This is a genomic window from Methylocystis sp. JR02, assembly GCF_030063565.1.
Taxonomy (GTDB): domain Bacteria; phylum Pseudomonadota; class Alphaproteobacteria; order Rhizobiales; family Beijerinckiaceae; genus Methylocystis; species Methylocystis iwaonis.
The window spans coordinates 144,075-158,371 of sequence record NZ_JASIRC010000003.1 but is presented as its reverse complement, the minus strand read 5'-3'; the positions used below and the strand labels follow the sequence as shown (position 1 = coordinate 158,371).

The window sequence follows — 14,297 nt, the reverse complement described above, 5'->3', positions numbered from 1 at the left end:
ATCGTGGAAGAGCAGAGCGTTTCTCCCGAAAATTCGTACCCTTTTGAGACATCCGCACGAATGTGCCGAAGCCCGCCCTCGGGCAGACTTCTAGGTTCCGTATCCGAGGGGTGATGCGAAAGGAGCCCTCAGCCTACACACATATTAAGTGTTGTATAAATCAAGATTTCTGCACCATGGCTTTCGGCAGAAAATCCGGGGCTTTTGAGAGATCTGCGCGAATGAGAAAAGCCGCCTGAAGGCGGCTTCTATTCAGACCGGCAGCTGCCCTGCAAGCTCCTCAAGTTGAGTTAGGCAGGTTCCCCACCCTTGGAAGAAGCCCATATCCTCATGCTTTTTCCGATCATTGGGGCTCTTGTGGCGCACAAGCGCCCGGTAGCGTGTCCCGCCCGGTACGGCTTCCATCGTGATTTCCGCCGTCATGAAGGCTTCCGCATTCGGCCGGAACAGCGGGCCGAGACCATCTGTCCAGACCAAGCGGCGCTGGGGCTCGACGACGAGGATGCAGCCCGGCCTTTCTGGAAAGGCATTCCCTTCCGGTGAAGTCATCACGATGTTGAACGCGCCGCCCGGCACGAGGTCGATTGCGGCCTTGACCACGCCATAGGGCTTTGGCGCGAACCATTGTTTCAGCAACTCCGGCTCCGTCCAAGCGCGCCAGAGCCGGGCCGGACTGGCCTTCACCGTGCGTTCGAGTAGAAGATCGAGATCGTCATTTTTTTCCATTGGTGTTTTCCTTCGCGGCTAGTATTTCGATGAAGGCGTCCAGCTGATCCAGCCGGGCTCCCCAAACTCGGCGTTCCTGTTCGAGCCAATCTTGCGCTGCCGCCAGCGCCTCCGAGCGCAATTCGCACATGCGGACACGCCCCATCTTGCGGGAGACGACGATTTCGCTCTCTTCCAGTACCCGGATGTGCTTCATGAAGCTAGGCAACGCCATGTGATGGCGTTGCGCGAGATCGCCGATGCTGGCTGGGCCATTCGCCAGTTGCGCTATCACGGCGCGGCGGGTGTTATCGGAGAGCGAATGGAAGACCTGATCTAAGTTAGCCATTCGGCTAACTAATACCGGCTGCCTCTTCGTGTCAAGACACTTAGCTTCTCGGCTAAGTGTTGGCTGGCGTGTGTGCGGATTCCGCCCGGAAAATCGCACCCTTTTTAGAGACGCGCCGGATTCGAAAAGCCAACCGGAGGGCGGGCTTCGGGGTTCAGTATCGGAGGGGGGACGCGAAAGGAGCGGCCTCTATTCCGGCTCTCGGCCTACACGCACAACTTCTCGATTGTTTCGAAATGCCATTCTGTGCCGCCGCACCGCATCTCGACGCCATCCTTCCCATCCATAAGGACGATTTGTTCTGTGTAGGACACGTGGGTCTTGCCGCCATCCGATTGAAGGTCGAGGCTGGACAAAGTGACAGAGTGAAGTTCGCCGGAAAGGTGGAGATCATAGACGTAGATTAGGCGGCGATTGGTCTCGATGACGTGATAGCGGGCCTTGAAAAGCGTCGTAATTCCGTTATCGAAGCGGCCTTCAGCCACTTCGAGGCCTCCCACTCGAAAATCCATCGAACAACGCACTTCAGCCCATTGTTCTGGGGGGCCATGAAACCACTGGTTTTCAGGGCAGGGTCAGGCCATGCCCTGAAAATGCGCTCGGGGACGCAGCCCAAAGTCGCTTTATCGAAAACGTTCCATGGAAAAAGGGAGTGCTAGTCATTTTTCACCTTTGTTGAATGCCGAACTTGTTTCTTCGCCTTCGAGCAACCTTTCGAGTCGGTCGAAACGGAATTCCCACAATTGACGGCGTTCACTTAGCCAACGTTCGACGCGCAGGATGGCGTCACCCGAGATGCGGCATTCACGAGTGCGGCCACGCTTTTCGGTGACTATTAAGTCGCTGGCTTCGAGGACTTGCACATGCTGTTGGATTGCCGCGAGCGATGAAGCGTAGGGCTTTGCCAACTCGCTAACAGACGCTGGCCCACGGGAAAGGCGCTCAAGAATTCCCCGACGCGTCGCATCCGCAAGCACATGGAATGCCTTGTCCAGTTCGGTCGAATGGTCAACCATGGGCTTAAGTATCGTGGCGGAAAGTCAAGTTCTCGCTTAAATGTTGCAGAACTCAACAATTTCGCAACGCGGATCTTAACCGAAAAATCGCGCCCTTTTGAGAGTCGACGCAAACCCGTTCTCCGCGTAGTCTGCACTCTATTCTATAGGGGGATAGCAATGAAGAGCATGGCAACCGCGCTGATGGGTTTCCTCTGTATCACAGCCGCATACGGTCAGGCCGTTCCAGAAACGCTTGCGCCACATCCGAATGCTCGCTCTCTCGACATTGAAGGAAGTGCAACCACTAAGGCGTTCACCGGCCAGAGCGCAGCAATCATTTACGACATTCAGACAGGTGCAAGCACACCCGTCACGTTGAGCGGCGATGATCCAACGCTCCCCGAATACGGCGAGCCACCAATGAATGGTGTGCGCTTCGACCTTCCCGACATGCCGCCGAATCCGTCATTTCCTCGGATCGAGTTCAATGATGGCGCGACGTTTTGTTCATCTACCGTAATAGGACCTCGCCACCTGCTCACTGCAGGCCACTGCGTCTTCGATGGAGGCAGTTTTAGGCAGAATGCCACGGCCTATCCCGGATACACGAACGGCGCGTCATCTCCGGAGTATGGAGCCTTCAGAGCCGTTCGCTTCATTGCCTTCAGCGGGTGGACCCAAGGGCACGACTTCGCCCACGACGTTGCTCTCGTTGAGATTGATCGCGATCTCCCGGCGACAATCACTCGCCATGTAATGGAGGCAGCCAAGCCAAATTGTCAGACGCCGAACGGCTTCGACCGCTACTTCTACGTTGAGGGTGACACTCGACTATTGAAGAACCTTGGCCTTGTTCACATAGGGTGCAAGCAGAATACGCTGTTCTTCTTCATTGGCGAGGGTCGCGGATCAAGTGGGTCGTCGGCTCTCAGGCAGGGTAGCGGTGGCATTTATGCCGTGCGATCAAATTTCCTCGGCCCAGTCGGTTACGATGCTTGGATCACCCCCGCCAAGCGATGCTTCCTGACAGGCCGTGCTGGAACACCGTCGTGCTAGACTAGCGGCTCCTCCGCGACAGGCCGGATGGTGCGCCGCGTCACAAAGCCCGATGCAGTGCCAAAACTAGCAATCGAATGGCTGGGAGATACGCGCGAAGGGCACCGTCACATTAACTTGGGTTTGAGGGCGGCAGGGTAGGAACGGTTATCATGACCAGCGCCCTGTCCCCCTCTCTTTATCGTCGTCATCGCTTTCCGCGTGAAGTGATTGCGCAGGCCGTCTGGCTCTACTTTCGCTTCCCCTTGAGCCTGCGTATGGTCGAAGAAATGCTTGCAGCACGGGGCGTCGACGTGACCTACGAAACAATACGGCGCTGGGCTGAAAAGTTCGGACGTGATTTCGCAGGCGCGATGCGGCGCCGGGCGCCACAACGCGGTGATAAATGGCATATGGACGAAGTCGTCGTCTCCATCGCTGGAACAAAGCACTGGCTATGGCGCGCCATCGACCAGGACGGCTTTGTCCTCGATGTTCTCTTGCAACGTCGTCGCGACAGGAAAGCCGCGAGACGCCTGATGCGCAAGCTGCTGAAGAAAACCGCTCGCACGCCGCGCGTCATCATCACGGACAAGCTCGCTTCCTACGGCGCGGCGAAAAAGGAATTGCGCTTGAATGTCGAGCATCGCTCGCACAAAGGGTTGAACAACCGGGCGGAGAATTCGCATCAACCGACGCGACGGCGAGAGCGGATTATGAAGCGGTTCAAATCCGCTCGACAGGCGCAACGGTTCTTATCCATCCACGATCAGCTCGCCAATCTTTTTCACCTTCCCCACCCCGAACACCAGACGGCCGCCACGCGCCGCTCTCGTCGCGCGGAGGCGATCGCCGTCTGGCGCGAAATCACGGCAGCCGGCGTCGGAGCCGCATGATCTCTGAGCCACACCTCTCGCTCGTAGTGCGACCGACAGTCGTTAAGTTGACGGTGCCGTATGCGCATCATCGGTCATAGGGATATGTGTCGCTTGCGAAAACGCCAGAACACGGTAGCAAAGAGCTGGTCGAGGTCGTTCGGCTACCCGAGCCGCGTCCTTCTTTCCGACTATCGCCACACAAGGACTCGTCATTGAAGCGGATTTCGACAGACCTGCAGGGCTTCAGGCGCCGCGGGGGCAGTTTTGCGGTTCAAGTTGTTCGCCTCCGGAGCGCAGAGCCACCCAAGCGTCCCGGAACTCAGGGGCGCGTTTCTCAATTTCCAGGGGCGGCGCCGTCAAGCAAGCCACTCGACCCCGAATCCACCGAAAAGGCTGACGGAATCACGGCGGCCCGCCCATGGCAGATGGCAGGCGCCAGAATCGTTGAGGCCCTTGACCAACCGCAACATCTCGAGAAGCAGCGCGAGCCGGGGCTGCGCCGCGGCCGCCAGAGCCGCGAAAAACTCCAGCTTCGTCCCGATACGAAAAATGGGGCTCATGTCGGGCCAGGAGCCGGCAAGCAACCGCCAAGCGCCGTCGTCCCAAGGCTCGAGTCCTTGACTGCGCCAAAAGCAGTCTCGGCGCCTCGTAAGGCGCGCCGCAGCGTCGAGGAATCCCTCGCGAGCGTCGCCGAGCCGACACCCGCGCCGATAGCCGAATCCCCGAAAGGCAAGGGTATGCGCCGCAGTAAGATTGAGGCCCTCGTTGCCAAGCTCGCCGAGGTATCCACGCCCAGCCGTGCGAAGCGAGAGGCCCGTAGGGCTATCAGCGAGGCTGGAGTTCGACTCACATTCCGCCGGCGCCGCGTCTTGCGCCAGGCGATATGATGTTCGATTGGCCTGACCGTTTCTAGAGAGTGAGAGGAGGGAAGGGGAGGCGGTGACGGGTTAGCGCGGAGAGAGAGTCTTTCGGCGACCCGGTCATGGAGATAATCCCATGAACATCCAGCTTCTCGATTCCCGCTGTGAATTCTCCAACGGCTACAAAGTCGACGTTTCTCGCGGGGAGCGCATCGGCCGCGTCTCTTCGGAGTGGTTCTCTCGGCCCGCCGACGAGCGATTTCTCTCGCTTGGCGAGCTGGCGCGCGCTGTGCGTGGCCGCGCCGATCGAAGCCGCACTCGCGTTGTTGAAACCGCGCAGATCCATGTCGAGGCGGATCGCGGAAACCCCGAGCGCCTGTCTCTTATCCTGCCTGACGCCGAAGCGCCTGTGGCTCCGACGCATTGGAGTTTTGGGCAGCTCGCGAGCCAGGTCGGCGCGCCGGCCTCCTATCTGCGCCAGCTGCCCGCCGCGATTGCCGGCATCAATCTCCAATACGGCCTGACGTCGCATCGCGCCGAGCAGATCAAGACGCTGGAGACGGACGATGGCCGGGTGGAACTGCGTGCCGTGACGGGCCCCGACTATGGCCGCATTTTCGATCACGAGCTCGTCGAAGCGGTGCAGCGCATCGCCGGCAATGGCACGGGGGACACGCGTTGGAAAGTCCCGGGCGTGCTCGACTGGTCGACCGGCGTCTACAATCCGCGTGTGGACATCACGAGAGACACCACGACGCTCTATGCGTCGGATCGCGACGTGTTCCTCTTCCTCGTCGACGACTTAAATCCGATTGAAGCAGGCCGGCTGCGAGACGGCTCGCCAGATCTCTACTTTCGTGGCTTCTATTGCTGGAACTCGGAAGTTGGGGCGAAGACGCTCGGCATCGCAAGCTTCTATCTTCGGGCGGTGTGCCAGAATCGCAATCTCTGGGGTGTGGAAAATTTCGAGGAAATCAGCATCCGCCACAGCAAATACGCCGCGTCTCGCTTCGCACATGAGGCGGCTCCCGCCCTGCTGAATTTCGCGAACTCGTCCCCGATGCCTTTCGTCAACGGCGTCAAGGCCGCGCGGGAGCGTATCGTGGCGAAGACCGACGAAGACCGCAACGAGTTTTTGCGGCGGCGTGGCTTCTCTAAAGCCGAGACGAGCAAGATCATCGACACCGTGTTGACCGAGGAGAGCCGCCCGCCAGAGTCGATTTTCGATTTCGTGCAGGGCATCGCCGCCGTTGCGCGCGACAAGCCGCATCAGGACGCACGGCTTGATCTGGAGGCGAAAGCCAAGAAGCTGCTCGACCGCGCGGCTTGAGCGGAAAGGAGCTGCCGACGCTGCTGTCCTATCGTCCGCTATCATGGCGCTGCCCGCTCCTAGAGTGAGAGGGCGGCGCCTCGCTCCGTGACGAGGAATTGGTCGAGAGAGAGGCTCTCGATCGCTCGTCGCGGAGTAATGACCATGGCGAAGGCAGCCCAGAAGATCACGCTCTCCTCCTCCCGCGATATCCCGTTCGACAAGCTCTTTTTGTCGCAATCGAATGTCCGGCGTGTGCAGGCGGGCGTCTCAATCGAAGAACTCGCCGCATCGATCGCCCGGCGGGGGCTGATCCAGAGCCTCTACGTTCGCGCCATCCTCGACGCCGAGGGAGTTGAAACCGGTAAATTCGAGGTGCCTGCAGGCGGTCGTCGCTATCGCGCGCTGGAATTGCTCGTGAAACAGAAACGTCTCGCGAAAAATGCTCCGGTGCCCTGCGTCGTCGGAGACGCAACGAGCGAGGTTCTGATCGACGAAGTATCGCTCGCCGAAAATGTCGACCGCGCGCCACTGCATCCGCTCGACCAGTTTCGGGCATTCAAGGCCATGATCGACAAGGGCATGACCGAAGAAGCCGTCGCCGCCGCTATGTTCGTCGACGTTCATGTCGTCAAGCAACGCCTGCGCCTCGTGTCCGTGTCGCCCGCACTGCTTGAGGTCTATGCGGCGGACGAGATGACGCTTGAGCAGCTCATGGCCTTCACGGTTTGCGAGGATCACACGCGTCAGGAGCAAGTCTGGGACGTTGTCCGCAACGGGTATCAGAACGAGCCCTGGCGTATCCGGAGAGCGCTCACTGAGACCTTGGTGAGCGCCACGGACAAGCGCGCCGTATTCATCGGCGTGACGGCGTATGAGGCCGCTGGCGGCGTTATGCTCCGCGACCTCTTCGAGAACGATCGCGGCGGATGGCTTCAGGATGTCGCCCTCCTCGATCGTCTCGTCGCCGAAAAGCTCCGGACCATCGCCGACGAAACTGCTGAGGAAGGCTGGAAATGGGTCGAAGCCGCGGTCAATCTTCCCTACGGGCTGACGAACGGCTTGCGTAAGCTGACCGGAACCCCCGTCGACCTGAGCGAAGACGAGCGTGCGACACGCGAGGCTCTTCGCGACGAAAACGACAAACTCGCCGACCAATATGAGCATGCCGACGAGATGCCCGATGAGGTCTACGACCGTCTCGAAGAGATCGAGGCGGCGCTCGAAGCCTTCGAGAGCCGCCCCGTTCGCTACGAGCCGACCGAGATCGCTCGAGCTGGAGTCTTCCTGAGTGTCGACGCCAATGGCGCGCTCAAAGTCGAGCGTGGCTATGTCCGCCGTCGAGACGAGCCGGTAGCCGAAGAGGGCGCCGCGCCCCTGCATGACGCCAGGGAATGCGCGACCGCACCGATCGCGCCGACCATCCAACGAGCCGTCATTACGATCGGCGAGCAGGCGGCCGAGCCGGCGGAGGAGCAGGAGGAAGACGGCGTCAGGCCACTCCCCGACCGACTGATCACGGAACTGACCGCCCACCGCACGCTCGCTCTGCGCGACGCCGTCGCGAACAATCCTCGCGTCGCCATGACGGCCCTCCTCCATAAGCTGGTCTCGGACATGTTCGAACGCCGTCCCGCAACCGGCGCCCTGGAGGCGCATATCCGTCAGGTCGCTTTCCCCGCGCAGTCGGAGGAACTGAACGACAGCCTTTCGGCTCGGTCGGTCGCGGATCGGCATGAGCGCTGGGGCGACCACATTCCCGGTGACGACGAAGCCCTGTGGAACTGGCTGATGGCGCTCGAAGACGACAGCCGGATGGAGCTGCTCGCGCATTGCGTCAGCTTCGGAGTCAACGCGCTTTATGAGCGCCCGAACCCCTATGGCGCATCGGGCGTGAGCGACCATGCGTTGAAAGTCCGCCTCTCCCAGGCTGATCGATTGGCCCGGGCAACCGGTCTCGACATGGCGCAGGTCGGCTGGCGACCGACCGTGGGCAATTATTTCGGCCGCGTCACAAAAGCGCGCATCGTCGAGGCCGTTCGAGAAGGCGCGGGCGGGCGTGCGGCGGAACTTATCGGCCATATGAAGAAAAGCGATATGGCCAAGGAAGCCGAACGTCTGCTGTTGGATGCTCACTGGCTGCCAGAGCCGCTGCGCCTCGAAGGCAATGGCGACGAAGCGAGCGCAGAACGTGCCGAAGACGATAGCGAGGAGGCGTTGCCCGCATTCCTAGCTGGCGACGATGACGAAGAGCACGCCGCCGACGACGAAGAAGACCACGAACAGCCGATAGCTGCCGAATAGCGAGCTGGTTCAGTTCCGGATGACGGAAAGCGCCCCGCCGTAAGGCCGGGCGCTTTTTTTATGCGTTGCGGCTAGAGCGAGAGGGCTGCCGCTGAAAGCGAGTTCGGCGGGGGCGAGAGAGAGCGCCCGCTGGGACTTTTCGCTTGCTCGCTCTCCTCGAGGCCGTTTCGATGAATATTCTCAGTCCTGCCGTTCAGCCCCTCACCCTGCAACAGTCTTTCGACCCTGCAGCTTTCGATGGCGCCGCCGCGATCCTTACCGCCGCGCATCTCCTCCTTGCCCGTCTCGAACGTGGCGAAAAGATCGACGCCGCCATCCTTCGCGGCGCCATGGAGCGCGCTTTCGGCGCTTCGGACGCGTCCGGCGCTTGGAACTGGAAAGCCGCCTATGAGGCGTGCGAGGTCGCGACGGTCCTGTTCCTCGCCAAATATGGCAAGGCGCTGTTTCGTAAAACGCCTACTTCGGCCAGCCGGCTTTCGGCGCTGACGAAAATTTCCCAGTTGCTGCCGACGCACACGCGCCGCTCGGAGGAGAGCCAGGCGCTCCAGCAATTCTCGACGCCCGTGCCGCTCGGTCTCGCAGCCCTCGCCGCCGCCGCAATCACGCCGGCCGACCGTGTGCTGGAGCCGTCCGCGGGAACGGGGCTCCTCGCAATTCTGGCGACGACGGCAGGCGGCGAACTCATTCTCAACGAGTTCGCCGAGACGCGCGCCAAATTGCTCGCCGCGCTCTTTCCCGCGATTTCCGTCACGGGTTTCGACGCCGCGCAGATCGACGATCACCTCGGCGCCTCCGCGATCCCGTCCGTAGTTCTCATGAATCCGCCCTTCTCCGCCTTGGCGCATGTCGCAGGCCGCGTGCAGGACGCCGGCTTTCGCCACATCGCCTCGGCGCTCAACCGTCTCGCGCCGGGTGGCCGCCTCGTCGTGATCACCGGCGCCAATGTGGGGCCTGATCTTCCCGACTGGCGCGAGGCATTCATGCGCTTGCAGGAGCGCGGCCGCGTCATTTTCACGGCCTCTATCGCTGGCTCGATCTACGCCAAACATGGCACGAGTTTTCCATCGCGGCTGACCGTCATCGACAAGCTGCCGGCGGATGATCCGACGCTGTTCCCGGCTTCGCCCGGCCTCGCGCCAGACATCGCGACGCTGCTCAAGTGGATCGAGGACTGCGTCCCGCCTCGGCTGCCTGTCGTGCTTCCCGCCAACTCGGCGCCGATCGCGGCTGTGGCCGGGGCGAGGACCGTGGGCAGCTATATCTCCCGCGGGGCCGAGGCTCGTCCGGCGCTCACGCCGTCGGCGGATCCGACGGGGGTTCCGCTGGCCTATGAGACGATCGACTGGACGCCGCCCGAAAGCGCCCGTCTCACCGACGCGATCTATGAAGAATACGGCTTGCAGTCGATCTGTATTCCAGGCTCTCGCCCGCACCCGACGAAGCTCGTCCAATCCGCGGCAATGGCGAGCGTCGCGCCGCCCAAGCCTGGCTACCGCCCCATGCTGCCGGCGAATATTCTCGGGCTTCTCTCGGATGCGCAGCTCGAAACAGTCATCTACGCCGGCGAGGCGCATAGCGACTATCTCGCCGGCGCGTGGACGGTCGATACAACCTTCGACCTCGTTCAGGCAGCCGCCGAGGGCGCGGAAAACGCTGTCCGCTTCCGCCGCGGCTTCATGCTCGGCGACGGCACGGGGGCCGGCAAGGGCCGCCAATCAGCCGGGATCATCCTCGACAATTGGATGCAGGGCCGTCGCAAGGCCCTCTGGATCAGCAAATCCGACAAGCTGATCGAGGACGCGCAACGCGACTGGTCCGCGCTCGGCATGGAGCGGCTGCTCATCACGCCTCTCTCGCGCTTTGCTCAAGGGAAGCCGATCACGCTTCGCGAAGGCGTCCTCTTCGCCACCTACGCCACGTTGCGGACGGATGACCGTGGGGAGAAGATGTCGCGCGTGCGCCAGATCGTAGAATGGCTCGGCTCGGAATTCGACGGGGTCGTCATTTTCGACGAAAGCCACGCCATGCAGAACGCCGGCGGCGGCAAAAGCGAGCGCGGCGACGTCGCTCCCTCGCGCCAGGGCCGCGCCGGCCTTCGCCTGCAGCATGCGCTCCCCAACGCCCGTATCGTCTATGTGTCCGCCACTGGCGCGACCACGGTTCATAATCTCGCCTACGCCCAGCGGCTCGGGCTCTGGGGCGGAGACGATTTCCCTTTCGCCACCCGCGCGGAATTCGTCGAGGCGATCGAGGACGGCGGCGTCGCGGCGATGGAGGTTCTCGCCCGCGATCTACGCTCCCTTGGGCTCTACACCGCCCGATCGCTCTCCTACGACGGCGTCGAATATGAGCTCGTCGAACACCGGCTCACCGAGGAGCAGCGTAGCATCTACGACGCCTACGCTGGCGCCTTTTCGATCATCCACCGCAATCTCGACGCGGCGATGGAGGCCGCTAATATCACGGGCGCCAGTGGCACGCTGAACCGCCAGGCGAAGGCCGCCGCGCGTTCCGCCTTCGAGAGCGCCAAGCAGCGCTTCTTTGGGCATTTGCTCACCAGCATGAAAACCCCGACGCTGATCCGCTCGATTGAGCGCGATCTCGAGGAAGGCCACACCGCCGTGGTACAGATCGTTTCTACGGGCGAAGCGCTGATGGAGCGCCGCCTCGCCGAAATCCCGACGCAGGAGTGGAACGATGTCCGGGTCGATATCACGCCGCGCGAATATGTTCTCGATTACCTCGCCCATTCCTTCCCGGTGCAGCTCTACGAGCCCTTTACCGACGCAGAGGGCAATCTCTCATCGCGTCCCGTCTATCGCGACGGCCAACCGGTCGAAAGCCGCGAAGCCGTCGCGCGCCGGAACGATCTGATCGAGAGGCTTGCGTCGCTCCCGCCGGTTCCCGGCGCGCTCGACCAGATCGTCCAACGCTTCGGCTCCGACATGGTCGCGGAGGTGACGGGCCGCTCGCGGCGCATTGTGCGGAAAGGCGAGCGTCTTGCCGTCGAGAACCGCGCCCCTTCGGCCAATCTCGCCGAGACCGCCGCCTTTATGGATGATTTGAAGCGCATCCTCGTCTTCTCCGATGCCGGGGGCACGGGCCGCAGCTATCACGCCGAACTCTCTGCGAAGAACCAGCGCCTGCGCGTCCATTACCTGCTCGAACCCGGCTGGAAAGCTGACGCCGCGATACAAGGGTTGGGGCGCACCAATCGCACCAACCAGGCGCAGCCGCCGCTTTTTCGGCCGATCGCGACCGACGTGAAGGCGGAAAAGCGCTTTCTGAGCACAATCGCCCGGCGCCTCGACACGCTCGGCGCGATCACCCGCGGGCAGCGCCAGACCGGCGGTCAGGGCCTGTTCCGGCCCGAGGACAATCTCGAAAGCGTCTATGCCCGCGATGCGTTGCGCCAGCTCTATCTTCTCATCCTGCGCGGCAAGATCGACGGCTGCTCTCTCCAATGTTTCGAGGACGCCACGGGGCTGACGCTGACCGACGACAATGGGATCAAGGACGACTTGCCGCCGATCACGACCTTTCTGAACCGCCTGCTGGCGCTCACCATCGATCTTCAGGGCGTCCTCTTCACGGCGTTCGAGCAGCTTCTCGACGCAAAGGTCTCGGGCGCGGTCGCGAGTGGGGTCTATGACATCGGCCTCGAGACTCTGACAGCGGAGAGTCTTGTCGTCGCAGATCGCAAGACGATTTACACCCATCCCGGGACCGGCGCGCAAACGACCTTGCTCACCATCGCGCAGCGCGAGCGAAATAAACCCCGGTTGCTCGCCGACGCGCTCGCCCTTTGCGAAGAGGCCGGCGGCAAGCTTCTCGTGAACCGCAAATCGGGCCGCGCCGCCGTGCAGCTGGCGGCGCCGTCGTTCATGCTCGACGACGGCGAAATCGAGCGCCGCGTCCGGCTGGTTCGCCCCGTGGAGCAGCAATACGCTTCCTTTAAGAGTATGGCCGAAAGCAGCTGGGAGGAAGCCGCTCGCGAGGCGTTCGCATCCGCCTGGACGAAAGAGGTAGCGGACGTCCCGCCCTTCACGGAAAGCACGATCCATGTCGTCGCCGGGCTTTTGCTCCCCGTCTGGAAGCGCCTGCCGGACGAGTCGACGCGCGTCTATCGACTTCAGACCGACGCTGGCGAGCGCATCATCGGCCGCCGGGTTTCTCCGGCGTGGGCCGCGAGCGCCGCTGTGACGGGCGCCATCACGCTTTCACCCGCCGACGCCCACGCCGCGCTGCTCGAAGGCTCTACGATCCTCAATCTTTCCGAAGGACTGAACCTGCGTCGCGTTCGCGTAATGGGCGCCAATCGCATCGAGCTATGCGGTTTCTCGGAGGGGATGCGTGAACGTCTGCGGGCCTATGGACTCTTCACCGAGATTATTTCCTGGAAGCTGCGCTTCTTCGTTCCCGTTGACGCATCTGGTCCCGTCGTGCTCGGGCGCCTCCTCGAGACCTATTCGATCGAGCGCATCGCCGAACGGGAGGCTGCGTGATGGCGTGGCTCGACCCTTCTGAAATCGCATACCGTCTCGGCCAGCGCGCCGAAACGGTGTGCCGCCGCTACCTCGACGCCGGCCGGCGTTGCGGGAATTATTGGCAGGTCGGCGATGTGCGAAACTCTCAGGGCCGCTCCATGTTTATGCGGCTAGAGGATTCGTCACGGGCGCCAGCCGGGAGATGGCGAGATGCAGCGACAGGAGAATTTGGCGATCTTCTCGACGTCATTCGCGAAAGTCGCAGCCTTTCGTCCTTCGGGGAAGTTTTAGACGAAGCGCGTCTGTTTCTCAGCCTGCCGCAAAAGGACCCCTCGCGTGCAGCGGCGTGCTCGCGGCCTTGTTCTTCCCACCTCGACTTACAGGAAGCTGCCCGCCGGCTGTTCATCATGTCTAGGCCGATCACAGGCACGCTTGCCGAGCGCTATCTGCGCAATCGCGGCGTGACCGCTTTGACCGATCTCCTCGCGCTTCGTTTCCACGCAGAATGCCGTTGGCGCGCCGACGCGCGTTCCCCGCCCGAAGAGCGGCCGGCGATGATCGCCGCCGTCACCGACCTTGCGGGGCGCTTGACCGGCGTCCAGCGCAGCTGGCTCGATCCGCAGGGCTTCTCCGAGACGACCTTTGGCAAGGCGCCGATCGAACCGCCGCGAAAGGCCATGGGCGAACTCTACGGCCACGCCGTCCGCTTTGGCGCGCCAGGCGAGGTCATGGCCGTCGGCGAAGGCGTTGAGACGGTATTGTCGCTTCATTCCGCCCTTCCAGCCATGCCGATGGCCGCGGCGCTTTCGGCGACGAATCTCGCCGCCACGCACATTCCAGAACGCGTGCGCCGCCTTTACATCGCGCAAGACAGGGATCCCGCCGGAGAGCGCGCGGCGATGACGCTGGCCGAGAGGGTGGCGGAGGGGGGCGTTGAGGCGATTATTCTTGCGCCGAGATATGGCGACTTCAACGATGATTTGCTGCTCCATGGCGTCGAAGACCTTCGGAACGCCTTGCGACGACAGCTTTTCTCGAGGGACGCCACGCGCTTCCTGGCGCCCGCACGATAGAGCCGGCAAGGTCAATGGTGGCGCAGACTCTCGTTAAACCGCGCAACCCGTGATCACGCATTACTCTCCCCGTCGGAGTGAGCCTCGCGCACGGCCTTCTTCAGAGGGCGATCGATCGGCGGGCGGTTCGGATCGGCAACGGCTGCGGCCGACTATTTTCCGGCGCGGCCTGAAGGCCGCTTTCCATCGCGAGGCAAAATGGCCGGCCTTCGCCGTCCTCCGCTGCGCTCCGGCCCTTCGCTTTGCTGCGGGTGCAGCTCCGCCCCGTCCGCCGCTTTCGTCGCCATGAAGGCCGCGGC

Annotated in this window: 11 protein-coding genes; 6 read left to right on the top strand and 5 right to left on the bottom strand. The window is 62.3% G+C overall.

Going from position 1 to position 14,297, the window contains the following annotated elements; all coding sequences use genetic code 11:
• Positions 1 to 252: 252 nt before the first annotated feature.
• From QNA11_RS20560 to QNA11_RS20545, 4 genes are all read right to left on the bottom strand, one after another.
• Positions 253 to 726, bottom strand: a complete 474-nt coding sequence (locus tag QNA11_RS20560; RefSeq protein WP_283484567.1) for an SRPBCC family protein — start codon at positions 724 to 726, stop codon at positions 253 to 255.
• On the bottom strand, positions 713 to 1,054 hold the full coding sequence (locus QNA11_RS20555; RefSeq protein WP_283484566.1) for an ArsR/SmtB family transcription factor: 342 nt from the start codon (positions 1,052 to 1,054) through the stop codon (positions 713 to 715). Before QNA11_RS20555 ends, QNA11_RS20560 begins: the two co-directional genes overlap by 14 nt.
• 206 nt (positions 1,055 to 1,260) lie before the next feature.
• A complete protein-coding gene (locus QNA11_RS20550) occupies positions 1,261 to 1,539 on the bottom strand; it encodes an SRPBCC family protein (RefSeq protein WP_283484565.1) in 279 nt (92 codons plus the stop codon).
• 174 nt (positions 1,540 to 1,713) lie between these two features.
• Positions 1,714 to 2,070, bottom strand: a complete 357-nt coding sequence (locus QNA11_RS20545; RefSeq protein ID WP_283484564.1) for an ArsR/SmtB family transcription factor — start codon at positions 2,068 to 2,070, stop codon at positions 1,714 to 1,716.
• A gap of 159 nt (positions 2,071 to 2,229) precedes the next feature.
• Here QNA11_RS20545 and QNA11_RS20540 point away from each other — a divergent pair, with 159 nt between their 5' ends.
• Together QNA11_RS20540 and QNA11_RS20535 are read left to right on the top strand one after the other, a co-directional pair.
• A complete protein-coding gene (locus tag QNA11_RS20540; protein ID WP_283484563.1) occupies positions 2,230 to 3,108 on the top strand; it encodes a trypsin-like serine peptidase in 879 nt (292 codons plus the stop codon).
• Positions 3,109 to 3,260: 152 nt separating this feature from the next.
• Positions 3,261 to 3,983, top strand: a complete 723-nt coding sequence (locus tag QNA11_RS20535) for an IS6 family transposase (protein WP_283484562.1) — start codon at positions 3,261 to 3,263, stop codon at positions 3,981 to 3,983.
• Positions 3,984 to 4,321: 338 nt separating this feature from the next.
• Here QNA11_RS20535 and QNA11_RS20530 read toward each other — a convergent pair whose 3' ends face one another.
• Entirely contained in the window at positions 4,322 to 4,525 is a 204-nt protein-coding gene (locus tag QNA11_RS20530; RefSeq protein ID WP_283484561.1) for a hypothetical protein, read from the bottom strand.
• A 436-nt stretch (positions 4,526 to 4,961) separates the two neighbouring features.
• Between QNA11_RS20530 and QNA11_RS20525 the strand changes: the two genes are divergently transcribed.
• From QNA11_RS20525 to QNA11_RS20880, 4 genes are all read left to right on the top strand, one after another.
• Positions 4,962 to 6,155, top strand: coding sequence for a DUF932 domain-containing protein (locus QNA11_RS20525; protein ID WP_283484560.1), 1,194 nt, complete (start codon positions 4,962 to 4,964; stop codon positions 6,153 to 6,155).
• 144 nt (positions 6,156 to 6,299) lie between these two features.
• Positions 6,300 to 8,438, top strand: coding sequence for a ParB/RepB/Spo0J family partition protein (locus QNA11_RS20520; protein ID WP_283484559.1), 2,139 nt, complete (start codon positions 6,300 to 6,302; stop codon positions 8,436 to 8,438).
• 170 nt (positions 8,439 to 8,608) lie between these two features.
• A complete protein-coding gene (locus tag QNA11_RS20515; RefSeq protein WP_283484558.1) occupies positions 8,609 to 12,943 on the top strand; it encodes a strawberry notch-like NTP hydrolase domain-containing protein in 4,335 nt (1,444 codons plus the stop codon).
• Positions 12,943 to 13,998: a DUF7146 domain-containing protein gene (locus QNA11_RS20880; protein ID WP_283484557.1), complete on the top strand. Its 1,056-nt coding sequence runs from the start codon at positions 12,943 to 12,945 to the stop codon at positions 13,996 to 13,998. The genes QNA11_RS20515 and QNA11_RS20880 overlap by 1 nt, the downstream gene beginning before the upstream one ends.
• Positions 13,999 to 14,297: the final 299 nt, after the last annotated feature.

Bases quoted from the DNA above. Each gene is read 5' to 3' on its own strand.
- QNA11_RS20560 (WP_283484567.1), bottom strand. From the start codon at position 726: ATGGAAAAAAATGACGATCTCGATCTTCTACTCGAACGCACGGTGAAG.
- QNA11_RS20555 (WP_283484566.1), bottom strand. From the start codon at position 1,054: ATGGCTAACTTAGATCAGGTCTTCCATTCGCTCTCCGATAACACCCGC.
- QNA11_RS20545 (WP_283484564.1), bottom strand. From the start codon at position 2,070: ATGGTTGACCATTCGACCGAACTGGACAAGGCATTCCATGTGCTTGCG.
- QNA11_RS20540 (WP_283484563.1), top strand. From the start codon at position 2,230: ATGAAGAGCATGGCAACCGCGCTGATGGGTTTCCTCTGTATCACAGCC.
- QNA11_RS20535 (WP_283484562.1), top strand. From the start codon at position 3,261: ATGACCAGCGCCCTGTCCCCCTCTCTTTATCGTCGTCATCGCTTTCCG.
- QNA11_RS20530 (WP_283484561.1), bottom strand. From the start codon at position 4,525: ATGAGCCCCATTTTTCGTATCGGGACGAAGCTGGAGTTTTTCGCGGCT.
- QNA11_RS20525 (WP_283484560.1), top strand. From the start codon at position 4,962: ATGAACATCCAGCTTCTCGATTCCCGCTGTGAATTCTCCAACGGCTAC.
- QNA11_RS20520 (WP_283484559.1), top strand. From the start codon at position 6,300: ATGGCGAAGGCAGCCCAGAAGATCACGCTCTCCTCCTCCCGCGATATC.
- QNA11_RS20515 (WP_283484558.1), top strand. From the start codon at position 8,609: ATGAATATTCTCAGTCCTGCCGTTCAGCCCCTCACCCTGCAACAGTCT.
- QNA11_RS20880 (WP_283484557.1), top strand. From the start codon at position 12,943: ATGGCGTGGCTCGACCCTTCTGAAATCGCATACCGTCTCGGCCAGCGC.